The organism is Zhengella mangrovi (assembly GCF_002727065.1).
In the GTDB taxonomy this organism is placed as follows: Bacteria; Pseudomonadota; Alphaproteobacteria; order Rhizobiales; family Rhizobiaceae; genus Zhengella; species Zhengella mangrovi.
In genome coordinates this window covers 277,438-302,053 of sequence record NZ_PDVP01000002.1, presented here as the reverse complement: position 1 = coordinate 302,053, position 24,616 = coordinate 277,438, and the positions used below count along the sequence as shown (strand labels likewise).

Genomic DNA, 24,616 nt, shown 5'->3' with positions numbered 1-24,616 from the left:
GTCATTCCTATGGTCCGCGCCGATTTCAACCCGAAAGATCATGGAACGGATAAGACATGCGTGCGGAAACGCAGAACCTCGTCGATGAACTCAAGCAGGCCATAAGCCTGCTGAGGAGGCATCTTTGACTGGGATCAGGCTGTAAAACGTCTGGGATATCTCAATTCCCTCTCCGAGGATCCCGACCTGTGGAACGATCCGCAGGAAGCCCAGAAGCTGATGCGTGAGCGCCAGGGTCTCGAGGACAACATCGAGGCCATCAAGCGGCTGCAGCAATCGCTGGAAGACAATGTCGAACTCATCGCCATGGGCGAGGAGGAGGGCGATACCGACGTCGTGCGCGATGCCGAGGCCTCCCTGCGCGCCATGGAGGAAGAAGTGGCCCAGCGCCGCGTCGAGACGCTGCTCTCCGGCGAGATGGACAGCGCGGATACCTATCTCGAAGTCCACGCCGGGGCAGGCGGCACCGAGAGCCAGGACTGGGCGCAGATGCTCATGCGCATGTACACCCGCTGGGCCGAGCGCAAGGGCTTCAAGGTCGAGGTGCAGGATATCGCCTACGGTGAAGAGGCCGGCATCAAGGGCGCCACGCTGCTCGTCAAGGGACACAACGCCCATGGCTGGCTGAAGACCGAATCGGGTGTTCATCGCCTGGTCCGTATCTCGCCCTACGACAGCAACGCGCGCCGCCACACCTCTTTTTCGTCCATCGGCGTCTATCCGGTCATCGACGACAACATCGAGATCGACATCCAGGACAAGGACATCCGGATCGACACCTACCGCTCGTCCGGCGCCGGCGGCCAGCACGTCAACACGACCGACTCGGCCGTCCGCATCACTCACCTGCCTACCGGCATCGTGGTGACCTCGTCGGAGAAGTCGCAGCACCAGAACCGGGCCAATGCCATGAAGGCCCTGCGCGCGCGGCTCTATGACCTGGAAATGAAGAAGCGCGAGGAAGCGGCCCAGTCGGCCTTCGATTCCAAGACCGATATCGGCTGGGGCCACCAGATCCGCTCCTACGTCCTGCAGCCGTATCAGCTCGTCAAGGACCTGCGCACGGGCGTGGAGAGCACCAGCCCGGACGACGTGCTGAACGGCGATCTCGACGACTTCATGGAAGCGGCCCTGGCCTCCAGGATCGAGGGCAGTGACGGACAGGCGGTCGAGGACATCGCCTGACGGGCCCGCACGGATCCACGGTAAAGCGAAAGGGCGGCCCCGGGCCGCCCTTTTTGCATCTGTCCGCGGAAATCCATCCAGCTCGGCCGGGGACTTGTCAGAGTGCCCCGGAGATCGTCTTCCCGGCGGCCAGGTAGCGCACCGGGTTGAGCGGATGGCCGTCCTTGCGCACCTCGTAGTGCAGGTGAGGGCCGGTGGAACGGCCGGAACTGCCCGATTTGCCGAGGATCGTGCCGCGGCGCACCTTGTCGCCCTTGGACACCAGGATCTTCTTCATGTGGCCGTAGCGGGTGATGTAACCGCCGGAGTGGCGCACCTCGACCATGCGGCCATAGCCTCCGGCCCAGCCGGCCCGGACCACCACGCCATCGCCGGTGCAGCGGATTGGCGTTCCGAGCGGCGCGCGGAAATCGAGGCCGGCATGCAGCGCCTTGGTCCCGAGGATCGGATCGCGGCGGTAGCCGAAACGCGACGACACCTTCTTGCCGGGAACCGGGTTGGCCAGCGGGTAGACCCGCACCTTGGCCTTAAGCTTGTCCAGCCGGTCGAGTGCTCCGTCCAGTTCGTCCACGTGGGCTTCGAAGGCCGTGGCCTTGCTGACGGGCAGCAGCGGACCGCCGACGCCCTCGCGGCCGTAGCCTTCGTCGACGCCTTTCAGCCCGGCCTTGTCCAGCGCGTCGGCGATCGTGTCGCCGGCCTGGTTCGCCTTCGCCGTCAGGTTGCTGACACGCGAGATCTGTTCGCTTTCGATGGCCCTGAGCGACCGGTTGATGTCCACGAACAGCCGGTCGGCCCGGTCCGCGGCGCTCTCGCTGCTCGCGACCGTGGCGGGCTCGAGGATCGATGCCGCCGCCCAGCGGGCCTTGACCCCGTCCGACAGGCTGAGCCGGCCGGTCTTGCCATCCGTCGTTGTCGCCGCCTCGGCCTGTTTCTCACCCGGGCGCTGGGCCGGAGCGGGGACCGAACCGGTCGACAGTCCATCGAGCTTCGCGCGATCGAGCAGGGGGCCGAGCCGGCCGTGGCGCGACGCCAGCGATTCCTGCCGCTGGATCAGTTCCGCCACCTTGTTTTCCATCAGCTGCTGGTCGAGCAATTGCCGGCTGGTGATCCGGTCCACCTGCGTGCGCAACTGGGAAATCCGGTCTTCGTAGCTCTGCTGCAGGCGTGCCTGTTGGGCAATGGCGCCGTTCAGCAGGTCATCGCGGAAGACCAGGTAGGCCGTCGCCACCAGGTAGCCCAGCGAGACGGCGGCGACCAGCGAACCCAGCGTCGCGGCAAGCCAGGGGCGTATGGTGAAATGGCGGACCTCGTTTCCTCGCGCGATGATGACCGTGTGCGGCTCCTTGCGTTTGCCGAAAACGGGATTCTGGCGATTGTCTGTGGTCACGGCTGTCCATCCGTTCTTCACTGCATCCGAAGCGGAGGCATTAAAGCGCCATTAGGGTTAACAAAGCGTTGGCGACTAGCCGGAAGTGGAAGCAAGCGCTTGATAAAACAGGGGTGTCAGCCCCGCTTCGGCGCGTGCCAGGACATTGAAGGGCGGCTTGACGTCGCCGCGGAAATTGGCGCGCACCAGGGCCTGGAACCGGCGTGCCGGATCGTGTCCGTCGCGGGCGCAGAAAAAGCGGAACCATTTGGCCCCGATGCCGACGTGACCTTTCTCGTCGGTGTAGATCACCTGCAGGATGTCGGCGGTTTCCGTGTCGCCGGCCTCGCGCAGTTTCTCCTGCAGGGAAGGCGTGACGTCGAGGCCGCGTGCCTCCAGAACGAGGGGAACGATCGCCAGCCGGGCATGCAGGTCGTTGCGGGTCTGGTGCGCCGCCTGCCAGAGGCCGTCATGGGCAGGCAGGTCGCCGTAGGCTGCACCGAGCGAGGCGAGGCGTGCCCGCAACAGGTCGAAATGCTTGGCTTCCTCGAACGCGACGCGCATCCAGCCGTCGAAAAAGGACCGCGGCACCGGTTCGCTGGTGAACCGTGCCACGATGTCGAGCGCCAGGTCGATGGCATTGAGCTCGATATGCGCGAGCGCGTGCATCAGCGCGATCCGTCCGCGCTGGCTGGTCAGGGACCGCTTCTTCACCAGTTTCGGGGCCACGAGGTCCGGCTTGTCCGGCCGCCCCGGGCGGTCGGGGATGGCCGGGTCCCGCGGGCTGCGCAGGGAAAGGCCGCGCTGCATCCAGCGCTGGTGCACGGCCCGCGTCACCGCCACCTTCTCGTCGAGATCGCTGGCCGCGAGCGCGGCGATGCAGCCGCCGCGCAGGCTTTCCCAAGCTGCCGGCATGGCCGTCAGGCCGACTTCGCAGCCTCGAGCACCTCGTCGGCGTGCCCCGGCACTTTCACCTTGCGCCAGATGCGCAGGATCTTGCCGTCCGGACCGATCAGGAAGGTGGACCGTTCGACGCCCATGTACTTCCGGCCGTACATGCTCTTTTCGACCCAGACGCCATAGGCTTCCAGCGCCGTCTTGTCCTCGTCGGACACCAGGTCGACGGTCAGTTCGTGCTTCACCTTGAACTTGTCGTGTTTCTTCACGCTGTCCGGCGACATGCCGATGACCAGCGTGCCGGCCGCCTCGAAGGCGTCCTTGAGCCGGGTGAAATCGATCGCCTCTGCCGTGCAGCCGCTGGTGTCGTCCTTGGGGTAGAAGAACAGCACCACCTTCTTGCCGCGCAGGTCGGAGAGGGTCATCGTCTTGCCGCCATCCGCCGGCAACTCGAAATCCGGTGCTGCCTGCCCGATGTCGATTTCAGCCATATCCTTGCCCTTCTTGTGTCTTACCAAGCGACAGAACGGTTATAGTATCCTTCAGGGATTCGTCTACGGGGCAATAGGGCATGAACGAGGAAGCGGGGGGTAACCCCGGTCAGCACGCACGTGTTCACTTCCGGCGAAGTGACATGCCACGGCTGGATTCGCTGCCATCGTCCCATGCGCCGTCCGGCCGCGGGCGCCTGCGATTCGTCCGCTGGGCCGTCTCCGGCGTTGCCATCGCCTTCAGCCTTTGCCTGGTGCTCTTCGCTGCAGCCTGGGTTGCCATCAATGCCGGCGTCGGGTCGCAGCGCATATCCAGCGAGGCCGAGGCGGCCATCCGGCAGCTTTACGGCGACCCTGTCACCGTGTCGCTGGGCCGGACGCGTCTGTCCATGGCCAGCGGGCTCAACCTTGCCTTCGAGGTCGGCGACGTCGATATCCGCCGCGTGGCGGACGGCTCGCCGGTATCCTCCGCCCGGTCCATCAAGATCGGCATCGGCACGCTTGCCCTGCTGCATGGCGAGTTCCACGTCACCAGCCTGCGGATCAACGGTGCAAAGGCGCAAGGCGAGGCGATCCAGGCCGATGACCAGCCTGACGAGGATCCTTTCGCGGCGGTCCGTGGAGCGAACGGGCTGATCGATCCCGATCGCGTCCTGGCCTTCGTCTTCGATTCGGCCCGCGATGCCTTCGCCCGCCTTGATACGACCGGGACGCGCCGCATCGCGCTCGTCGACACCTCCATCAGCCTCAACGGCATGCGGATTGCCATCGACAAGGCCGAACTGCATCGCAGGGCAGGGGCCGATTTCACCGCCGACGGTGCCATCACCGTGGCCGGTACCCCCGTCACGTTCACGGCCGAGGGCAGCGAGAGCAGCGACGGCGCGATCAGCCGGCTGAGCGGGAAGCTGGAAACCGGAGCCATCGATCTCGTGCCGGACGGCGGAGGCCCCTCGCTGAGCCTGCCGCGGCTCTCGCTCGACATCGACGGCTCCGAGGAAGCGCGTGGCAAGGGGCAGAAGATGCGCCTGCACCTCGCGGCGCCGGATCTGGTCGCGGCCATCGAGCAGCCGGGCGATCTGAAGGGGAGGTTCGAGGTGACGGCCGACCTGGCCGCCGGCAGCGGCAAGATCGACCTGCCGACGGGCTTCCTGCTGGTCAACCGCACGCGCATTCCGTTTTCCGGCGCCCTGGGGCCGAAACCGGTGGAAACGCCGGGCGAAGAGGCGGCGTGGCGTTACGAGCTGGTCGCCAACGATGTCTTCCTCGCGCCGCTGGACAGCCCCGAACCGGGTTTGCGTGTCGGCGCCCGGATCGCCGGCACGGTGCGGCCCTCGAGCCGCGCCATCGAGGCGCAGTCGCTGGACATCCGTACCGCCGGCGGCGAGGTGCTCGGGTCCGCCACGGTGGTCTTCGACGATGACAAGGCGCCGGCGGTCTTCCTCGCCATCCGCTCCGAGCGCATTCCCGTCTCCCATGCCAAGCAGCTGTGGCCCTGGCTGTCCGCGCCCAACCCGCGCCGCTGGGTCATGGACAATCTCTTCGACGGCATGCTGGAGAACACCGAGCTTGAACTGTCCGCAGGTCCGGGCCGCCTCACCGATGGCATCCCCTTCGACCAGGACGAGATCCATGGCCATTTCGAGGTGTCCGGCACGCGGTTCGACGTGGCCGGCGAGATTCCCCCTGTGCGCGACGCAACCGGTTCGATCGACTTCGCCGGCAACGATGTGACCATCCGGCTCGCCGAAGGCACCGGCTTCATGGACAACGGCCGCATGGTGAAGGGCAGCAATGCCGTCCTCACCTTCAAGGATACCCACATCAATCCGGTGATCGGCCGGCTGAAGATCGACATCGAGGGCAATGCGCCGTCGATCATCGAGCTGGCCTCGCGCGAGCCCATCGAGGCCGGCAAGCGCCTCGGCTTCTCCCCTGACAAGCTGTCGGGCCAGGTGAAGGGCACGGTCGAGGCCGATATTCCGGTCGACAAGGAAACCGACGTCGCGACGCTGGACTGGAAAGTTGATCTCGGCTTCGAGGACCTGTCGATCGACCATGAGTTCGACGGTCAGAAGCTGACCGGGGCGACCGGTACTGCCGTCATCGATCCCAAGGAGGCGCGCATCGAGGCCAGGGGCAAGCTGAACGGGATCGATTCGACGCTGACGCTGGTGGAGCCGCTGGCCGCCGGCGGCGAAACCAGTGTCGATGTGGCGATGGTACTGGACGACAAGGCACGCGCCGGTCTCGCTCCCGGTCTGTCGGGGATGGTCTCCGGTCCCGTCGCGGTCAAGGTGTCCGGTCCGAACGAGCGCCGCGTCATCGAGGCCAGTCTCGACAAGGCGGTCCTGTCCATCCCGTGGATGGGCTGGTCCAAGGGCAAGGGCGTGCCGGCGACGGCCCGGTTCGTGGTGGAGACGAAGGGCAGCCAGACCCGCGTCCGCGACCTCCAGATCGAGGGCAAGACCTTTGCGGTGAAAGGCGACGTGGACCTGTCGGGCGGCGACCTGGTGACGGCCCGCCTCAGCCGCGTGAAACTGAACCGCGACGACGATTTCAGCGTCCGGATCAGCCGCAAGAACAAGGCCCTGCAGATCGCCGTCGAAGGCAGCTCGATGGACGCCCGCGCGCTCGTGGAATCGCTGCGGGAGGATGCCGGCTCGTCGCCGGATGGCGGCGGCGGAACGCCGATCTCCGTCTCCGCGCGGCTGGACCGCGTGATCGGTTTTTCCGACGAGGTCTACAGCAACCTGCGCCTGACCTATTCCGGCAAGGGGGCCGACTCCGCCTCCGCGTCGCTGACGGCCGTGGCAAGGTCCGGGTCGGCCCTCGAGATCCGCCACGACGGCGGGCCGAGCCGGTCGCTGGACATCCGGACCGGCGACGCCGGCGCGATCCTCCGCTTCCTCGATATCTACGACAAGATGGAGGGCGGCCGGCTGGGAGTGACCCTGGAAGGAACCGGCAACGGCCCGCTGTCGGGCCGGGTCGATGCGCGCGATTTCTGGCTCGTCAACGAACCGCGCCTGGCCTCGCTGGTGTCTACGCCGGCGCCGGGCAGCAACGGGCGCAGCCTGTCGGACGCCGTGCGGCGCGACATCGACACGTCCCGCGTCAAGTTCGACCGCGGCTTCGCGGTGATCACCAAGGGCAAGGACGCGCTTTCGATGAAGGGCGGCATCCTGCGCGGTCCGCTCATCGGCACCACGTTCCAGGGCACGCTCTACGATGCCAGGGGGCGCATGTCCGTCACCGGCACGTTCATGCCGGCCTACGGGCTCAACAAGATTTTCGGGGAAATCCCGGTGCTGGGCTATGTCCTGGGCAACGGCCGCGACCGCGGCCTGATCGGGATCACCTACAAGCTGTCCGGCAATGCAAAATCGCCGAAGCTTCAGGTCAACCCGATCTCGGCCATCGCGCCGGGCATCTTCCGCTCGATCTTCGAGTTCAAGTAGGCGCCTCCGCCGTCAGACCGGCCGGATCAGCGCGTGCTTCTTCTTGCCCAGCGAAAGCTTGATGACGCCGTCGGCGTTGACGTCGTCCATCGACAGCGCCGCACGATCGTCCGAAACCGGCCGGTCGTTGACCTTGACCGCACCGCCCTTCACGTGGCGGCGCATTTCGCCGTTCGAAGCCGCCAGTCCCGCTGCCACGAAGGCGGCCAGTACGCCCATGCCGCCGGAAATCTCGCCGGCGGCGATCTCCACCGTCGGCAGGTCGGCGCCCAGTGCACCTTCCTCGAAGGTCTTGCGCGCGGTTTCGGCGGCGTCGTCGGCGGCCTGCCGGCCGTGCAGCAAGGCGGTCACCTCGGTGGCAAGGATCTTCTTCGCCTCGTTGATCTCGGATCCGCCAAGCGCGGCAAGGCGCGCAACCTCGGCAAGCGGCATCGTCGTGTAGAGCTTGAGGAAGCGTTCCACGTCCGCATCCTCGGTGTTGCGCCAGTACTGCCAGAACTCGTAGGGGCTCAGCATGTCGCCGTTGAGCCAGACCGCGCCATTGGCCGTCTTGCCCATCTTGGCGCCCGATGATGTCGTCAGCAGCGGCGAGGTGAGGGCGTAGAGCTGCGGCGTGCCCATCCGGTGGCCGAGGTCGATGCCGTTGACGATATTGCCCCACTGGTCCGAACCGCCCATCTGCAGGCGGCAGCCCTCGCGCTTGTTCAGTTCGACGAAGTCGTAGGCCTGGAGGATCATGTAGTTGAATTCCAGGAAGGACAGCGACTGCTCGCGGTCGAGGCGCAGCTTGACGGAATCGAAGGAAAGCATGCGGTTGACCGAGAAATGCCGGCCGACGTCGCGCAGGAACTCGACGTAGTTGATGCCCATCAGCCAGTCGGCATTGTTGACCATCAGCGCCTTGCCGCTATCGAAATCGAGATATTGCGCGAAGGACTGCTTGATGCCTTCCAGGTTGGCGTCGATGTCCTCGGGCGTCAGCAGCTTGCGCGCCTCGTCCTTGAACGAGGGATCGCCGATCATCGAGGTGCCGCCGCCCATCAGCGCGATCGGCCGGTGGCCGGTCTGCTGCATCCAGTGCAGCATCATGATCTGGATCAGCGAGCCCGCATGGAGGCTCTTCGCCGTCGCGTCGAAGCCGATATAGGCCGTCACCGTTTCCTTGGAAAACAGGTCGTCGAGACCCTGGTCGTCGGAGGTCTGGTGAATGAACCCGCGCTCGCTCAGGGTGCGCAGGAAATCGGACTTGAAGGCGGACATCGGCTTGTTTCCGGATTTAGCTGTGGTGATGGGCCGCGCCGGGTGGCGCGCCGACCCGCGCGGCTTTAACACTATCCCGGCGGGATTCACAAGAACGGGCGGCTTCCATGGCGCTGACGCGTGCAATCGGACTGATGAGCGGCACCTCGATGGACGGCATCGACCTCGCCTGTGTCGAGACGGACGGCGAGGCCGCCGTCGAGATCGGTCCCTCCGCCTTCGTGCCTTATGAAGCTGCCTTCCGCCGCCGTATCGAGGCATCGCTGGGCACCGCGAAGGCGATCCGGCAGCGCGGCGAACGCCCGGGCGACCTCGCCGGCCTGGAGGCGGAGATCACCCGGCGCCACGGCGAGGCGGTGAACGGCTTTCTCGCCGCCCATGGATGGTGTGCTGCGGACATCGGCTGCATCGGCTTTCATGGCCAGACCGTGCTGCATCGCCCGCAGGAGGGACTGACCGTGCAACTGGGCGATGGTGCCGCGCTGGCGAGGGCGACCGGCATCGCGACGGTCTTCGACATGCGCGCCAACGACATGGCCAATGGCGGGCAGGGCGCGCCGCTGGTGCCGGCCTATCACGCGGCGCTGGCGCGTGCCCTGGCGCCGGGCCGGGCCGGCTTCCCGGTCATGGTGGTCAATGTCGGCGGCATTTCGAACGTTACCTGGGTGCCCAGGAAGGGCGCGCCCGTGGCCTTCGATTCCGGGCCCGGCAACACGCTGATCGACCAGTGGGTGCAGGCCGCCGCCGGGATACCCTATGACGACGGTGGCGCCATCGCCTCGGAAGGCGCGGTAATCCGGGCCGCGCTGGCCCGCTACATGGAGGCGCCGTTCTTCGAGCGGGCGGGCGCGAAGTCCCTCGACCGCAACGATTTCACGCTGGACCCTCTCGGCGCGGCGGAACTTGCCGATGGCGCCCGCACGCTGGCGGCCGTCACGGCAGCGGCCATTGCCCATGCGGCACGCAACGTGCCCGAAAGGCCGCGGACCTGGGTGCTGTGCGGCGGTGGACGGAAGAATGCGGTCATCCGCGCGGAACTGGAGGCGCTTGTCGTGCCGGATGGCGAAACCGTGCTGCTGGCCGAGGACCTCGGCTGGAACGGCGATTCCATGGAGGCCGAGGCCTGGGCCTATCTCGCCGTCCGGGCCATGAAGGACCTGCCGCTTACCTGGCCGACGACCACCGGCTGCCGCGAGCCGGTCAGCGGGGGGATCCTGGTCCGCCCGGTTGCCACGTGAAAGAGGCCTGGATGTCGCGCACCTTCCGTGAATAGGCGAACAGGAAGGAAGCGGCCTTTCCATCAGCACCCCGGCCATCGCGCTCACCGACGGATCCTTCCGGCGTGAAGCCGGCTCTTTCGAGCATGGCTTCCAGGCGTGGAACGGTCATCGCCGCGTAAAGCCGTCCGAGATCGTCGACGAGATCCGCCTCGAGAGCCTTGAAACTGCAGAAAAGAACTCCGCCGGGCACCAGCGCCCTGTTGATCCGCTTCATGATGTTGCCCAGCGCATCGCCGGGCACGTGAAGCAGCGAGGCGGATGCCCAGATGCCGTCGTAGGCGGCGGCATCGGCAAGGTCTTCGAACCGCATCACGCGCACCGGGCGTCCCGTACGCTTCTCCGCTTCCCGTGCGAGTCCGGCCGAGCCGTCGATGAGGCTCACGTCGAAGCCGCGCCGGATCATGTCCAGTGCGAGGTGACCTGCGCCACAGCCGAGGTCCAGCACGCGCGCGCCGGGCGCAAGCAGGGCGCAGAACCGGTCAAGGTCCCGCAGCCACGCCGGCCCCGGCCGCGAGAATTCCGCGTATTCGGCGGCATGCGCATCGTAGTAGGCGAGCGTGTCCGGCTTTCGCCCGGGGCTCATCGGCGCGTCAGCGCAGGCGCTTCGGCTTCGGCGCCGACAGTTCGCCGCGCAGGCGCGCTTCCAGGTAGTCCGAGCAGTGCTCGATCAGCTCGTCTTCCCGGTTGGTGAAGAAGTGGTTGGCGCCTTCCATCGTGTTCTGCGTGATGGTGATGCCCTTTTGCTGGTGCAGTTTTTCCACCAGCCCCTGGACATCCTTGGGCGGAGCCACCTTGTCGGCGTCGCCATGGATGATGAGGCCTGAAGACGGGCACGGAGCCAGGAAGGAGAAGTCGTAGATGTTGGGCTGCGGCGCGATCGAGATGAAACCCTCGATTTCCGGCCGGCGCATGAGAAGCTGCATGCCGATCCAGGCGCCGAAGGAATAGCCGGCGATCCAGCAGGATTTGGAATCGGGATGCAGCGACTGCACCCAGTCCAGCGCGGCTGCCGCGTCCGACAGTTCGCCGGCGCCATGGTCGAATTCACCCTGGCTGCGCCCGATGCCGCGGAAATTGAACCGGAGCGTGGTGAAACCGCGCTTCTGGAACATGTAGAACAGGTCGTAGACGATCTTGTTGTTCATCGTGCCGCCGAACTGCGGATGCGGATGCAGCACCATGGCGATCGGGGCGTTCTTTTCCTTGGACGGCTGGTAACGGCCTTCAAGGCGTCCGGCGGGACCTGCGAAAATGACCTCGGGCATGAACGGTCCTTCTTGTCTGGAGGCGGTCCGGGTCGGCGCGAAAGGCGAAGGCATCCGCGGCTTGACGGGGACTGGCGCTCTCCCTAGAAACGCGTTTAGAATGGTTCTAAGAGGTGGCGCGTGCCGCCCCTGGCGGACGGCTTGATAGGACAGTCGGGCCTTCTGTTTCAAGAAAATAACGACGCGGCCGGTGTTTGACGCGTCCTGGGATCGATCCGCGACATGGCCAAGGCGACTGCCTATCTCGACTACAATGCCAGTGCGCCGCTCTTGATGAGCGCGCGCCGGGCGATGGAGTCGGCCATGGATTGCGATGCCAATCCGTCCTCCGTTCATCGCGCCGGCAAGGCGGCCCGCCGCCTGGTCGAGGACGCGCGCCGGCAGGTCGCGGACCTGGTCGGGGCGTCGGCCGAACACGTCGTTTTCACTTCCGGCGCCACCGAGGCCGCGACCACGCTGCTGACGCCGCATTGGCACATGGGCCGGGCGCCGATGACCTGTTCCCACCTCTACGTGCTGGCCAGCGATCATCCCTGCCTCCTGTCCGGCGGCCGCTTCCCCGAAGGCAAGGTCACGCGCCTGCCCGTCACCACCGATGGTCTCGCCGACCTGGACGCCATGCGCCGCGCGCTGGAGGAGCACGACACCGAGACCGGCCTGCCGCTGGTGGCCCTCCATGCCGCCAACAACGAGACCGGCGTGCTGCAGCCGCTGGATGCCATCCGCGCGCTCGTCGTTGACGCGGGCGGGCTTCTCGTGGTCGATGCCGTCCAGGCTGCAGGGCGCGTTTCCATCGATATTGCAAACGGTTACGCCGATTTCGTGATTCTTTCTGCGCACAAGCTCGGCGGCCCGCGCGGCGTCGGGGCCTGTGTCGCCCGTGCCGGCCTCGTCATGCCCGAACCGCTCGTTCGCGGCGGCGGCCAGGAACGCGGCCATCGCGCCGGCACGGAAAACGTCGCCGGCATTGCCGGTTTCGGCGCCGCGGCTGAAGACGCCCGCGCCGGCCTTTCCTCCATGGCGGACGTGGCGGCCCTGCGCGACGGCTTCGAGGCGCAGATCGCTGCCATTCTGCCCGCCGTGGTGATCCACGGGCAGGGCGCGCCGCGTATCGCCAACACGAGCTTCGTGTCGCTGCCCGGGCTGAAGGCCGAGACCGCGCAGATTGCGCTTGACCTGGAAGGGCTGCAGGTGTCGGCCGGCTCCGCCTGTTCGTCGGGCAAGGTCGGACCGAGCCATGTCCTGGAGGCGATGGGCGCGGATGCCGGTCTGGGCGCGTTGCGCGTGTCGATCGGCCGGGCGACCACGCGCGACGAACTGGAGCGCCTGGTCGAAACGCTGAAGGTTCTGCTCGCACGGCGAAAGGCCGCGTGAGCAAAAAAACACGGTCCGAGGGCTGTGAAATGCCGCCTGGCAGGTGGAAAAGCAGGTTTTTACCGCTTTCATTTCTGCACCGGGCGACTAGATAAGGGGGACTGATCCGCTCGCCGGATCAGGCCATATGACGTCGACAACTGCCGGACCTTGAATCCGGCAAGGATGGAGAACGCCAATGCCTGCTGTGCAGGAGACGATTGAGCAGGTCCGCAAGATCGATGTGGACCAGTACAAGTACGGTTTCGAGACGCTGATCGAGATGGACAAGGCCCCGCCCGGGCTGTCCGAGGACATCATCCGTCTCATTTCCCACAAGAAGGACGAGCCGGACTGGATGCTGCAGTGGCGCCTCGATGCGTTCCGCCGCTGGCAGACCATGACCGAGCCCACCTGGGCGCGCGTCCACTATCCCGAGATCGATTTCCAGGCGCTCAGCTACTATGCCGCGCCCAAGGCCCAGTCCGGGCCGAAATCCCTCGACGAGGTCGATCCGGAACTCCTCGCGACCTACGAGAAGCTCGGCATCCCGCTCAAGGAGCAGGAAATCCTGGCCGGCGTGCGCAAGCCCGGCGAGAAGAGCGAACTCGACGAGATCGGCGACAACGTCTATTCCTCCGGCCGCGTCGCCGTGGACGCCGTCTTCGACAGCGTTTCGGTCGTCACCACCTTCAAGAAGGAACTGGCCAAGGCCGGCGTCATCTTCTGCTCGATTTCGGAGGCCATCCGCGAGCATCCGGAACTGGTACAGAAGTACCTCGGCTCTGTCGTCCCGCAGTCCGACAACTTCTACGCCACGCTGAATTCCGCCGTCTTCACCGACGGATCCTTCGTCTACGTGCCGAAGGGCGTGCGCTGCCCGATGGAACTGTCCACCTATTTCCGCATCAACGAGAAGAACACCGGCCAGTTCGAGCGCACGCTGATCATCGCCGACGAGGGCGCCTACGTCTCCTACCTGGAAGGCTGCACGGCGCCGCAGCGCGACGAGAACCAGCTGCACGCCGCCGTGGTCGAACTGGTGGCCCTCGAGGATGCCGAGATCAAGTATTCCACCGTCCAGAACTGGTATCCCGGCGACAAGGACGGCAAGGGTGGCATCTACAACTTCGTCACCAAGCGCGGTGACTGCCGCGGCGCCAATTCCAAGATCTCCTGGACCCAGGTGGAAACCGGCTCCGCGATCACCTGGAAATACCCGTCCTGCATCCTGCGCGGCGACAATTCGCGCGGCGAGTTCTATTCCATCGCCGTGTCGAACGGGCACCAGCAGATCGACAGCGGCACCAAGATGCTGCACCTGGGCAAGAACACGACCAGCCGCATCATCTCCAAGGGCATCTCGGCCGGCAATTCCAACAACACCTACCGTGGCCAGGTGTCGGTGCATCGCAAGGCGGAGAACGCCCGCAACTTCACCCAGTGCGACAGCCTGCTGATCGGCAACGACTGCGGTGCGCACACCGTGCCCTACATCGAGGCCAAGAACGCTTCGGCCAAGCTGGAGCACGAGGCCACCACGTCCAAGATTTCCGAGGATCAGCTCTTCTACGTCATGCAGCGCGGCATTCCGGAAGAGGAAGCCATCGCGCTCATCGTCAACGGCTTCGTCAAGGAAGTCATCCAGGAACTGCCGATGGAATTCGCGGTCGAGGCGCAAAAGCTCATCGGCATCAGCCTCGAAGGGAGCGTGGGATGAGCCGGAAGCTCAGGAAAACGGCCCTTGCCCTTCTGGCGGCCGCGGTCCTTCTGCCGGCGCCTGCGCTGGCCGGCGGCACCGAGTGGCTCGATGGCTACGCCGAGGTGCCGCAGGCCATGTGGCCTGAAGGCCCGTCGGATGACCCGGTGATGCGCCTGGGAAGCCTGCTGCGCGCCGGCTGGGACGAGGAAGGCCGTCCCGCGGTGTCGATGGCGGCAGAGCGCGATGGCAACCGCGTCCTGGTGGAGATCACCAAGACCGGCTACGCCGACGATTCCGTCGATGGCGAGCGCCATCGCGCGATCGAGCAGAACGACGGAAACGGCTGGGATATCACGGCTCTTGGCGTCCAGTACCGCTGCCATCGTGGCGCCCATGCCGGCCAGTGGTCGTCCAGCCTGTGCCCGTGATGGCGCGTGGAGCCGGGGAGAAACGCGATGGCAGATGGAACAGCAATCGCCTGGTATGCCGCGGTTTGCGGCCTGCTTTCGGCCCTTTCGCCGAGTTTCGGCAGCTTCGCGGTGCGCCTTGGACTGGGAGCCGTGGTCGGCGTCATCGCGGCATCGGTCCTGCCGCTCCTCAAGGCGATGATGGGATACTGACGTGATCGCCGCGGCACGAATGCCCGCGACGGGACAAGCCATGATGCGATCGGCCGCCTGAAGGCCCGCACACAGAACAAACGGCGCGGCATCGCCGCGAACCTGAAACAGACAGGCCGCAGGACGGCCGCACGAATTGACGGAACGACGAAATGCTTGAGATCAAGAACCTGCATGCGCGCATCGCCGAGGACGGCACGGAAATCATCAGGGGCCTCGACCTGACGGTAAAGGACGGCGAGGTTGCCGCCATCATGGGGCCGAACGGCTCCGGCAAGTCCACGCTGTCCTATGTCATCGCTGGCCGCGAGGACTACGAGGTGACCGAGGGCGATATTCTCTGGAACGGCGAGAGCGTGCTGGAGATGGACCCGGCCGAACGCGCCGCCGCCGGCGTTTTCCTGGCCTTCCAGTACCCGATGGAAATACCGGGCGTCGCCACCATGGAATTCCTCAAGACCGCGCTCAACGCCCAGCGCAAGGCCCGCGGCGAGGAACCGCTGAAGATCCCGGACCTGATGAAGCGGGTCAAGGAAGCCGCCGGCTCGCTGGAAATGGACATGGCCATGCTCAAGCGCCCGCTCAATGTCGGCTTTTCCGGCGGCGAGAAGAAGCGCGCCGAAATCCTGCAGATGAAGCTGCTGGAACCGAAGCTCTGCGTACTCGACGAGACCGATTCCGGCCTCGACATCGACGCGCTGAAGATCGTCGCCGATGGCGTCAACGCGCTGCGGTCGCCCGAACGCGCCTTCCTGGTCATCACCCACTACCAGCGCCTGCTCGACCACATCGTGCCGGACACCGTTCACGTGCTCTACAAGGGCCGCATCATCAAGTCTGGCGGTCCGGACCTGGCGCTGCACCTGGAAGAGAACGGCTACGCCGACGTGATCGGCGAAGCGGCGTGAGGCGCGGATCATGAACATCCAGACCCCTCCCAAGCCGACGCCGGCTGAACAAGCGCTCATCGACGGCTACGGCGAACGGTTCTCGCGCCTGGCCGGCAACCCGGACGTCGTCCAGGCCCGTGACCTCGCCTTCGACCGGTTCCGCCAGTCCGGCCTGCCGACCCGGCGGGTCGAAGCCTGGCACTACACTGACCTGCGCCGCCTTCTGTCCGACGTTCCGGCCTATAACCAGGAAGCCATGGCCGAGCCGGTTGGCGAACTGCTGGAGCATTCCGCCATCGCCATCGCGGCCAATGGCCAGGCGCTTCAGGCCGATGACAACATCGACGGCGTCACCTGGCGCCCGCTGACGGAACTGCTGGCCGACGGGTCGCTGGCCTCGTCGCTGGCCCCGCGTGATGCAGACGACATGATCGGCGCGCTCAACGCGTCCTTCGTCTCGGGCGGTTGGGCGCTCGACATCGAGGCCGGTGCCGAGATCGACGTGCCGCTGGAAATCCAGAACGTGCATGGCGGCGGCCAGGTCCACACGCGCTTTCCCGTCACCGTTGGCGCGGGCGCGAAGGCCGTGATCGTGGAACGCCAGACGGGGCAGGGCGCTGCATTCGTGACCTCGCTCGCCGACGTCACACTGGACGAGGACGCGACCGTCGACTGGATCGTTCTGCAGGAACAGCCCGACACGGTTTCCTACCTCTCCAGCTTCTCCGCCACGCTCGGCCGGAACGCCCGGCTGCGTCTGTTCGTCATGAATGCCGGCGGCAGGCTGGTGCGCGAGGAAGTGGTGGTCGCGGTCCAGGGCGAAGGTGCCGACTTCCAGTTGCGCACCGTCAACCTGCTGGCCGGCGAGGGCCACACGGACCTGACCATGGTTCTCGACCACACGGTCCCCTCGACCACCTCGACCGAGGTGGTTCGCAACGTCGTGACCGGGAAGGCCAAGGGCGTGTTCCAGGGCCGCATCAACGTGCACCAGGTGGCCCAGAAGACAGACGCCCGCATGGCCTGCAACACGCTGCTCATGTCGGACGACGCGGATTTCTCGGCCAAGCCGGAACTGGAGATCTTCGCCGACGACGTCGCCTGCGGCCACGGCGCCACGGTCGCCGAGATCAACCACGATCACCTGTTCTACCTGATGGCCCGCGGCATTTCCGAGAAGGAAGCCCGGCGCCTGCTGGTCAAGGCGTTCGTCGCAGAAGTGATCGAGGAACTGGACGACGAGGCGCTGGTAGAGGCGCTGGAGGCGAGGCTCGATGGCTGGTTCGCCGACAATGGCTAGGGTCCGCACCCGGATGGCCGTCCTTCGGGAACGTTGCGAAACGGCAACGATGGCCGTTCGCCCGGTCCGCTATGGTCCGGGCCGCGCGGCCGCCGGCCGTGCAATCGCAAACGCAAGACATGCCGGAGCAAGCAATGGCTGAAACGCTGATACGCGGCGCCTATGACGTCGACGCGATACGCCGCGATTTCCCGATCCTGTCGCGCGAGGTTCACGGCAAGCCGCTCGTCTACCTCGACAACGGCGCATCGGCGCAGAAGCCGCAGGCGGTGATCGACGCGGTGACCCATGCCTATTCGCACGAATACGCCAACGTCCACCGTGGCCTGCATTTCCTGTCCAATGCCGCGACGGATGCCTACGAGGCAGCGCGCGAGAAGGCCCGTGCCTTCCTGAATGCCGGGTCGGTGGACGAGATCGTCTTCACCAAGTCGGCCACGGAGTCGATCAACACCGTGGCCTATGGCCATGCGCTCGCCAACCTGGGCGAGGGCGACGAGATCGTGATCTCCATCATGGAGCATCACTCCAACATCGTGCCCTGGCATTTCGTGCGCGAACGCAACGGCGCGAAACTCGTCTGGGCGCCGGTGGACGAGGAAGGCGCCTTCGATATGGAAGGCTTCAAGGCCTGCCTCACCGAGCGCACGAAACTGGTCGCCATCACCCACATGTCGAACGTGCTCGGCACCGTCACGCCGGTCAAGGAGATCTGCCGCATCGCGCACGAACGGGGCATCCCCGTGCTCGTCGATGGCAGCCAGGGGGCGGTGCACCTGCCGGTCGACGTGCAGGACATCGGCTGCGACTGGTATGTCTTCACCGGCCACAAGGTCTACGGGCCTTCGGGCATCGGCGTGCTGTACGGCCGCAAGGACCGGCTGGAAGCCATGCGTCCCTTCATGGGCGGCGGCGAGATGATCGAGGAAGTGACCGAGGACAAGGTCACCTACAACCATCCGCCGCACCGGTTCGAGGCCGGTACGCCGCCGATCGTCCAGGCCATCGGCCTTGGCGCCGCGCTCGACTACATGCAGGCGCTTGGCCGCGAGAACATTGCAGCCCATGAAGCTGCCCTGCGGGACTATGCTCACGAGCGCCTGTCGCGCATCAATTCGCTGCGCATTTTCGGCGAGGCGCCGGACAAGGGGGCGATCGTCTCCTTCGAGATGGAGGGCATCCATGCCCACGACGTCTCGATGGTCATCGACCGGTCCGGCGTGGCGGTGCGTGCGGGCACCCATTGTGCCCAGCCGCTGCTCAAGCGCTTCGGCGTGACCTCCACCTGCCGCGCCTCCTTTGGTCTCTACAACACCTTTGCCGAGGTTGACGCCCTGGCCGAGGCGTTGGAAAAGGCCCGCAACTTCTTTGGATGATTGCCATGACCGATGAAGCCAACAACATCGACACCACCGCCGCCGACGACGGCCTGCATGCCTCCTCGGCCATTCCTGCCGATGAGCTTGCCCGGTTGAGCGACGACATCGTTTCCGCGCTGAAGACGGTCTACGACCCGGAGATCCCGGCCGATATCTACGAGCTTGGCCTGATCTACCGCATCGACATCGAGGACGACCGCTCGGTCATGATCCTGATGACGCTGACGGCGCCGGGATGCCCGGTAGCCGGGGAGATGCCGGGCTGGGTGCAGAACGCGGTCAGCGCCGTGGAAGGCGTGTCCCATGTCGACGTGACCATGACCTTCGACCCGCCCTGGACACCCGACCGGATGTCGGAAGAAGCCCAGGTGGCGGTCGGCTGGTACTGACCCGGTGGCCGGGGCAGCCCTTGCACCGCGCTGCCCCTTGCCCCATCTTCTTCACAGGAATCACCGCCGAAAACCCGTTGCACGGACCTTGAACCCGTGTCGAATGGAGGAAAAATGGCCCGATTTGAAGTCATGTCCCTGACCGATGCCGCCGCCGCGCGCGTTCGCGAGATCGTGGAAGCGCACGAAGGCGTCGAGGGAATCCGCGTAGGCATCAAGAAAGGCGGCTGTGCCGGGATGGAATACACCATCGACCCGGTGAAGGAGCCGAACCCGAAGGACGATCTCGTCGAGAATGCGGGTGCCCGCGTCTGGGTCGATCCCGCCGCCACGCTCTATCTCATCGGAACCGAGATGGATTTCGAGGTCACGACGCTGCGTTCCGGCTTTGTCTTCAACAATCCGAACCAGTCCTCGGCCTGCGGCTGCGGCGAATCGGTGGAACTGAAGCCCGCCGACCTGAAGGCGCTGGCCGAGGCGCGCGGCACCGCCTGACGCTGCGGGAAACCGGCCTTGCATCTGAAAAGCAAAAGGGCCCGCGAGGGCCCTTTTTCGTGATTGCCGCAGTGCCTGCCGTCCGGTGTCAGCGCACCGCGATCTTCATGAAGGCCGGCATGTCGTCGCCGAAGCCGACCGGCGTCGGCTCGTTGTCCTGGTCGTTGTTGCGGCGCCGGCGCGACCGGTCTTCGCCCCGCTTCTCGGCGGCCGGCTTGCGGGTCTCGCGTTTTTCAGGCGCCGCGGGTGCCGGCTGTGCCTCGGCTTCCTCGGCCGCCGTGCTCTCGGCAGACCGCGGGCGCCGCTCGCCGCGTTCGCGTTTCTCGCCGCCCTTGTCCGGGCGGCGGCCGCTGCGGCCGCGTCCACGTGACGTGTCCGGCGCGCTGTCGTCCTCGGTCAGCGTCGAGAGATCGCCGTCCAGCCATTCCAGTTCGCGGCCGATCATCTTCTCGATCGCATCGAGATATTTCCGGTCCGGCTTCGCGACGAGCGAGAACGCCTTGCCGGACCGCCCGGCGCGACCCGTCCGGCCGATGCGGTGGACGTAGTCTTCCGAGTGGATCGGCAGGTTGAAGTTGAAGACATGGCTGACATCGGGGATATCGAGGCCGCGGGCCGCCACGTCGGAGGCCACCAGAAGCTTCAGCTTGCCGTCGCGGAAGCCCTGCAGCATGGCCATGCGGGCGCGCTGGTCCATGTCGCCGTGCAGGGCGCCGGCATCGAAGTCGTGCTTGACCAGCGAGCGGAACAGTTCAGATACGTCGCGCTTGCGGTTGCAGAAGATGATGGCGTTCTTCAGTTCGCCGGTCGCTTCCTCGGCCAGGATGATCTCGCGCAGGCGTGCCCGGCGATCCCAGTCCTTCGAACCGCACTTGACCAGCCGCTGCGTGACCGTCTCGGCCGTCGACGAGGCCTTGGCCACCTCGACGCGAACCGGCGTGTGCAGGAACTGCTCGGTCAGGCGCGTGATCTCCGGCGGCATGGTCGCCGAGAAGAACAGCGTCTGCCGCGTGAACGGGATCAGCTTGCAGATGCGCTCGATGTCGGGAATGAAGCCCATGTCGAGCATGCGGTCCGCCTCGTCGATGACGAGAATCTCGACGCCGTTGAGCAGCAGCTTGCCGCGCTCGAAATGGTCGAGCATGCGTCCGGGCGTGGCGATCAGCACGTCGGCGCCGCGTTCCAGCTTGCGGTCCTGCTCGTCGAAGGACACGCCGCCGATCAGCAGCGCGACGTTCAGGCGGTGGTTCTTGCCGTACTTGACGAAATTCTCTTCCACCTGCGCGGCCAGTTCGCGGGTCGGCTCCAGGATCAGCGTCCGCGGCATGCGGGCCCGGGCGCGTCCCTTTTCCAGCCGCGTCAGCATCGGCAGCACGAAGGAGGCGGTCTTGCCGGTGCCTGTCTGGGCGATGCCGAGAACGTCCTTGCCGGCCAGCGCGTGGGGGATGGCGCCGGCCTGGATCGGTGTCGGCACCGTGTAGCCGGCATCGGTGACAGCGGAAAGGACCTTCGGCGACAGGCCGAGGTCGGCAAATGTCACGTCAGGGGCTTGGTTGTTTTCGTCAGATGACACGTGGTTTGGATCTCTGCTTCAGAGTAGGGCGCGACCGTGCGCCAAGGTTCGCGGATGTCTTATCCGTCGACTCCGCTTCGCCCTACGGGCCATGCACGCGAAAGTCAACCTTTTCCCGCCATTTCGGCCGCTCTATGCGGCAATATGGTCAATATCGGAACTGTTCGGCGAGGATGCGCTCGTCCCACCCGTGCTCCGGGTCGAACAGCAGCGTGGCGCTGACCGAGCGTGACTCCCGGATCGTCACCTTGACCACCGACTTGACTTCCGAGTGGTCCGCCACCGCGTTGACCGGCCGTTTCTTCGGTTCCAGGATGTCGAAGACGACGGTGACGTGGTTGGGCAGCAGCGCGCCGCGCCAACGCCGCGGACGGAACGGGCTGACCGGCGTCAGGGCCAGCAGCGGCGCGTCCAGCGGAATGATCGGGCCGTGGGCCGAGAGGTTGTAGGCAGTCGAACCGGCGGGCGTCGCCACCATCACGCCGTCGCAGATCAGTTCCTCCAGCCGCACCTTGTCGTCTACCGTGATGCGGATCTTCGCGGCCTGGTAGGACTGGCGCAGCAGCGAGACCTCGTTGAGCGCATTGGCATTGTGGACTTCGCCGTCGCTGTCCTCGGCCACCATGCGAAGCGGCCGGATGGTCTCGCCGATGGCCGCCGCGATGCGTTCGCGCAGTCCGGTCTCCCGGTAGTCGTTCATCAGGAAGCCGATCGTACCCCGGTTCATGCCGTAGATGCGCCGGCCGCTGTCCATGGTCGCATGCAGGGTCTGCAGCATGAAGCCGTCGCCCCCGAGCGCCACGATCACGTCGGCCCGTTCCGGGTCTTCCTGCCCGTACAGGGCGGCAAGCCGCTGCGCGGCTTCCTGTGCCTCGGGCGTATCCGCCGCGACGAAGGCAAGGGAGAGCTGGTCGGCCGGCGTGTCGAGCAAGGCGGCATTCCTCAAGGATCATTCGGGAGAAGTGGCCTATCACGGTCGAACGGCAAGGCCAAGGCGCTCCTGCAGGTCATCGTGGTCGGGCCGCCGGCGCAGTGCGCGTGCCCAGGCGCCCGAACAGGAGCCAGAGGCAGAAGGCGCTCTCCATGACAAGGGGAACCACATAGGCCGCCTCGAAGGCTGGAAGGGCAGCCGGTGCGAAGAAGCGCAGCAGGCTTCCCGCCAGGTAGACGGCGCCGGCGGCGGCGATGCCGAGACCCAGCCAGCGCGGGAGAAAGCCGCAACGGACGATGAGCGCGCCGGTCAGGAAACAGTTGATCGCGAAGAACACCAGGCCAAGGTCATAGCCATGCCGGTGCAGGTCGAGAAGCAGCAACGCCCGGGGTGCCGCAGCCTCGTCCGCGCCGGTGCCGCTCGCCAGCAGCCAGGCGCCCTGCAGGAACAGAAGGCCCGCGGCAATGATTGCCGTCTGGATCAGCCGGAACACCAGCGCCGCCAGCGCCAGGCCCGCGGAAACGGGGCGGAAGAGGAGGAAGAGCAGGATCGCCAGCGCCGCGTCCGAGACCGCCATCAGCAGGTCCGCCGCGATGGACAGGCGAAACGATGGCCCGGCGCCGCGGATCGCCGCCACGGTCCCGGACGGATCGTCGAAATCGATCAGCGGTCCGCGGAACACCGCCTCCGCGCTGACACCGGCAAGGATGATCGCCAGGTAGAAAAGGCCGGCCGGGCGCGCGAGCACGGACCGGGAAAGGGCGGATGGGACGTCCGTCATTGTCTGCGCCTCCGGGCACCGGAAAGGAAGGCCGGAAGCCCGGCACGGGTCGTCGATCTTGGCGGCGCCGGCACGCAATGGCAAGGTGAGGGGCGGAATTGAACCTGCCGGAAGGAGAGGGCGGCACCATGACGTCTCGCGATCACGTGCTGGAAATGATCCCCATCGGCCATGTCGTCGGCGGCCGCCTGGAGCCGGAGAAGGATCACTGGGGTGACGTCGAGGCCCGGATCGTGGTGCGCGACGACCTGTTCGGACCGGACGCGCTGGCCGGACTGGATCAGCTTTCGCATGTCGAAATCGTCTTCCACTTCCATCGCCACGCCGATGAACCGGTCGAGCGTGGCGCCCGCCATCCGCGCAATCGCGCCGACTGGCCCGAGGTCGGCATCTTCGCCCAACGTGGCCGCATGCGGGTCAACCGGATCGGCGTCAGCATCTGCGAACTGATCGGCGTGGATGGCATGGCGCTGCGCGTGCGCGGCCTCGATGCCGTCGATGGCACCCCGGTGCTCGACATCAAGCCCTGGTGGACGGGCTACGCGCCGCGGGGCGAGGTCCGCGAGCCGGACTGGGCCCGCGAGATCATGCGGAACTACTGGTAGACCCGGCCCGCGCGTCAGCGCGTCAGGTTCTGCTGAGCGGCAGGGAGACCACGGCCCGCAGCCCCTTTGGCTCGCGGTTCTCGAGCTTCAGCGTGCCGCCGTGGGCCAGCACGATCGACCGCGCGATGGAGAGGCCGAGCCCGGCGCCGCCGGTTTCGCTGCTGCGGCTGTCTTCGCCGCGTACGAAGGGTTCGAACATGCTTTCGAGCCGCTCGGGCGGAATCCCCGGTCCGTCGTCGGCGATGGCGATGATGGCCTGTCCACCGTCGCGTCGTACCGTTATGGCGGCGCTCTTGCCGTACCGGATGGCATTGTCGATCAGGTTCGAAAAGGCGCGACCCAGTGCCACGGGCTTGCCGTTGACGACAGCGCCATCTTCGCCGTTGAAGGATGCGCCGCGGTCTTCTGACAACCGGCGCAGCAGGGCGGCCAGGTCCAGCGGCTGCATGCTTTCCACGTCCTGCGTGCCCTTGGCGTAGGCGATCAGTCCCTCGGCCATCACCGTCATCTCGTCCAGCGTCCGGATGATCGGCGTCGCCTCGTCCTCGTCGAGCATTTCGGCGCGGATCCGCAGGCTGGTGATCGGCGTGCGCAGGTCGTGGCCGACGGCAGCCAGCATGCGCATCCGTTCGGCGTCGAAGCCGGCGATGCGCGCCTGCATGTCGTTGAAGGCGGACGCCGCGGCGCGCATTTCGCGCACGCCCGTTTCCGGCACCCGCACGGAGCGGTCGCCGCGCCCGGCGGCCCGGGCGGCATCGGCCAGGGCGCCCAGCGGCCGCGTGAGGTGGCGCACGAAAAGCAGGCCCACCCCCAGCACCGACACCAGCGACACGAGCAGGATGAGCAGCAGGGCGCCAGGCCGCGCCTCGTCGCGCAGGTGCCGGGGTGCGAACGACATCAGGTTCAGCCAGGCTTGCGCCCCCTGTCTTTCCGAAGCTGTCTTGAGCGCCACCGACACGGCGATCGTGTCGGCGTTGTCGGCGCGCGGTCCGTGCCGCTCCTGCTCGCGGAACCGGAACCAGGAAGACCGGTCGACGACGGCCACCGCGACGGTCCGCCCGGGCAGGGCCTCGGAAATGCGCTGCGCCAGGTCGCGCGAGCGGCTGTTGGAGGCCGTCGTCTCGACCATGGGCCGCTCGGTGATGCGAATGCGCGAGAACCGGTTCGAGGCATCGCGCTCGATGGCGTGCCAGGCGGAGGGATTGACGGCCTCCAGCGCCGGAATGAGCGAGGTGATGCGTTCGATCTCGCGGGCCTCGCGCGCCTGCTCGTCGAGCCGCTGGCGTTGCGACGACAACAGGAACCCCGCCACCATGTTGGCCGCGATGAGCGCGGCGGCCAGCAGGATGGCGAACCGCCAGGTCAGGCTGTCGGGCAGCAGGCGGGCCATGGT

Annotated in this window: 23 protein-coding genes; 13 read left to right on the top strand and 10 right to left on the bottom strand. The window is 66.4% G+C overall.

Features of this window, described 5'->3' with window-relative positions; translation table 11 throughout:
* The first annotated feature begins 56 nt into the window (after positions 1-56).
* Positions 57-1,185, top strand: a protein-coding gene (prfB, locus tag CSC94_RS05270; protein ID WP_099304510.1) for a peptide chain release factor 2 whose coding sequence is annotated in 2 segments (ribosomal slippage) — positions 57-125 and positions 127-1,185 — 1,128 coding nt in all. Because the reading frame shifts where the segments join, the coding sequence is not laid out codon by codon here.
* 97 nt (positions 1,186-1,282) lie between these two features.
* Here prfB and CSC94_RS05265 read toward each other — a convergent pair.
* From CSC94_RS05265 to CSC94_RS05255, 3 genes are all read right to left on the bottom strand, one after another.
* Positions 1,283-2,572 carry a M23 family metallopeptidase gene (locus CSC94_RS05265; RefSeq protein WP_099304508.1) on the bottom strand — a complete coding sequence of 430 codons (1,290 nt, stop codon included), beginning with the start codon at positions 2,570-2,572 and terminating at the stop codon, positions 1,283-1,285.
* 75 nt (positions 2,573-2,647) lie between these two features.
* On the bottom strand, positions 2,648-3,466 hold the full coding sequence (locus tag CSC94_RS05260; RefSeq protein WP_099304506.1) for a ferritin-like domain-containing protein: 819 nt from the start codon (positions 3,464-3,466) through the stop codon (positions 2,648-2,650).
* Positions 3,467-3,471: 5 nt separating this feature from the next.
* The gene (locus CSC94_RS05255; RefSeq protein WP_099304504.1) at positions 3,472-3,939 is read right to left on the bottom strand and encodes a peroxiredoxin; all 468 of its coding nucleotides are present in this window, start codon (positions 3,937-3,939) and stop codon (positions 3,472-3,474) included.
* Positions 3,940-4,082: 143 nt separating this feature from the next.
* Between CSC94_RS05255 and CSC94_RS05250 the strand changes: the two genes are divergently transcribed.
* Positions 4,083-7,400 (top strand): DUF3971 domain-containing protein, encoded by a 3,318-nt coding sequence (locus CSC94_RS05250; protein WP_165784324.1) that lies wholly within the window; start codon positions 4,083-4,085, stop codon positions 7,398-7,400.
* Between the two features lie 12 nt (positions 7,401-7,412).
* On the opposite strand, the gene tyrS is transcribed toward CSC94_RS05250, so the two are convergent.
* Positions 7,413-8,660, bottom strand: coding sequence for a tyrosine--tRNA ligase (gene tyrS / locus CSC94_RS05245; protein ID WP_099304500.1), 1,248 nt, complete (start codon positions 8,658-8,660; stop codon positions 7,413-7,415).
* A gap of 107 nt (positions 8,661-8,767) precedes the next feature.
* On the opposite strand from tyrS, the gene CSC94_RS05240 reads away from it, so the two are divergent.
* Positions 8,768-9,898 carry an anhydro-N-acetylmuramic acid kinase gene (locus CSC94_RS05240; RefSeq protein WP_099304498.1) on the top strand — a complete coding sequence of 377 codons (1,131 nt, stop codon included), beginning with the start codon at positions 8,768-8,770 and terminating at the stop codon, positions 9,896-9,898.
* Here CSC94_RS05240 and CSC94_RS05235 read toward each other — a convergent pair.
* Both CSC94_RS05235 and CSC94_RS05230 read right to left on the bottom strand, forming a co-directional pair.
* Complete coding sequence (locus tag CSC94_RS05235; protein WP_099304496.1) at positions 9,861-10,523, bottom strand: class I SAM-dependent methyltransferase; 663 nt, start codon at positions 10,521-10,523, stop codon at positions 9,861-9,863. The two genes, CSC94_RS05240 and CSC94_RS05235, sit on opposite strands and share 38 nt — an antisense overlap.
* A gap of 7 nt (positions 10,524-10,530) precedes the next feature.
* The gene (locus CSC94_RS05230; protein ID WP_099305248.1) at positions 10,531-11,205 is read right to left on the bottom strand and encodes an alpha/beta hydrolase; all 675 of its coding nucleotides are present in this window, start codon (positions 11,203-11,205) and stop codon (positions 10,531-10,533) included.
* 222 nt (positions 11,206-11,427) lie between these two features.
* On the opposite strand from CSC94_RS05230, the gene CSC94_RS05225 reads away from it, so the two are divergent.
* The 9 genes from CSC94_RS05225 to sufA all read left to right on the top strand — a co-directional run bounded on the left by CSC94_RS05225 (position 11,428) and on the right by sufA (position 19,333).
* The gene (locus tag CSC94_RS05225) at positions 11,428-12,579 is read left to right on the top strand and encodes a cysteine desulfurase family protein (RefSeq protein WP_099304494.1); all 1,152 of its coding nucleotides are present in this window, start codon (positions 11,428-11,430) and stop codon (positions 12,577-12,579) included.
* Positions 12,580-12,757: 178 nt separating this feature from the next.
* Positions 12,758-14,278 (top strand): Fe-S cluster assembly protein SufB, encoded by a 1,521-nt coding sequence (gene sufB, locus CSC94_RS05220; protein WP_099304492.1) that lies wholly within the window; start codon positions 12,758-12,760, stop codon positions 14,276-14,278.
* On the top strand, positions 14,275-14,688 hold the full coding sequence (locus tag CSC94_RS05215; RefSeq protein WP_099304490.1) for a hypothetical protein: 414 nt from the start codon (positions 14,275-14,277) through the stop codon (positions 14,686-14,688). Before sufB ends, CSC94_RS05215 begins: the two co-directional genes overlap by 4 nt.
* Before the next feature lie 27 nt (positions 14,689-14,715).
* A complete protein-coding gene (locus CSC94_RS24510) occupies positions 14,716-14,880 on the top strand; it encodes a hypothetical protein (protein ID WP_165784323.1) in 165 nt (54 codons plus the stop codon).
* A gap of 152 nt (positions 14,881-15,032) precedes the next feature.
* Positions 15,033-15,788, top strand: coding sequence for a Fe-S cluster assembly ATPase SufC (gene sufC / locus CSC94_RS05210; protein WP_099304488.1), 756 nt, complete (start codon positions 15,033-15,035; stop codon positions 15,786-15,788).
* A 10-nt stretch (positions 15,789-15,798) separates the two neighbouring features.
* Positions 15,799-17,070: a Fe-S cluster assembly protein SufD gene (sufD, locus tag CSC94_RS05205; RefSeq protein WP_099304486.1), complete on the top strand. Its 1,272-nt coding sequence runs from the start codon at positions 15,799-15,801 to the stop codon at positions 17,068-17,070.
* Between the two features lie 134 nt (positions 17,071-17,204).
* On the top strand, positions 17,205-18,446 hold the full coding sequence (locus tag CSC94_RS05200) for a cysteine desulfurase (protein ID WP_099304484.1): 1,242 nt from the start codon (positions 17,205-17,207) through the stop codon (positions 18,444-18,446).
* Positions 18,447-18,451: 5 nt separating this feature from the next.
* Positions 18,452-18,838, top strand: coding sequence for an SUF system Fe-S cluster assembly protein (locus CSC94_RS05195; protein WP_099305246.1), 387 nt, complete (start codon positions 18,452-18,454; stop codon positions 18,836-18,838).
* A 114-nt stretch (positions 18,839-18,952) separates the two neighbouring features.
* Positions 18,953-19,333 (top strand): Fe-S cluster assembly scaffold SufA, encoded by a 381-nt coding sequence (gene sufA, locus CSC94_RS05190; protein ID WP_099304482.1) that lies wholly within the window; start codon positions 18,953-18,955, stop codon positions 19,331-19,333.
* A gap of 88 nt (positions 19,334-19,421) precedes the next feature.
* On the opposite strand, the gene CSC94_RS05185 is transcribed toward sufA, so the two are convergent.
* The 3 genes from CSC94_RS05185 to CSC94_RS05175 form a co-directional block, all read right to left on the bottom strand.
* Positions 19,422-20,873 (bottom strand): DEAD/DEAH box helicase, encoded by a 1,452-nt coding sequence (locus tag CSC94_RS05185; protein WP_099304480.1) that lies wholly within the window; start codon positions 20,871-20,873, stop codon positions 19,422-19,424.
* A 181-nt stretch (positions 20,874-21,054) separates the two neighbouring features.
* Positions 21,055-21,837, bottom strand: a complete 783-nt coding sequence (locus CSC94_RS05180) for an NAD kinase (protein WP_099304478.1) — start codon at positions 21,835-21,837, stop codon at positions 21,055-21,057.
* 76 nt (positions 21,838-21,913) lie between these two features.
* Positions 21,914-22,618 carry a DUF4386 domain-containing protein gene (locus tag CSC94_RS05175; RefSeq protein ID WP_099304476.1) on the bottom strand — a complete coding sequence of 235 codons (705 nt, stop codon included), beginning with the start codon at positions 22,616-22,618 and terminating at the stop codon, positions 21,914-21,916.
* A 128-nt stretch (positions 22,619-22,746) separates the two neighbouring features.
* Here CSC94_RS05175 and CSC94_RS05170 point away from each other — a divergent pair, with 128 nt between their 5' ends.
* On the top strand, positions 22,747-23,223 hold the full coding sequence (locus CSC94_RS05170) for an SAM-dependent methyltransferase (RefSeq protein WP_099305244.1): 477 nt from the start codon (positions 22,747-22,749) through the stop codon (positions 23,221-23,223).
* Between the two features lie 22 nt (positions 23,224-23,245).
* Here CSC94_RS05170 and CSC94_RS05165 read toward each other — a convergent pair whose 3' ends face one another.
* Positions 23,246-24,613: an ATP-binding protein gene (locus CSC94_RS05165; RefSeq protein ID WP_099304474.1), complete on the bottom strand. Its 1,368-nt coding sequence runs from the start codon at positions 24,611-24,613 to the stop codon at positions 23,246-23,248.
* Positions 24,614-24,616: the final 3 nt, after the last annotated feature.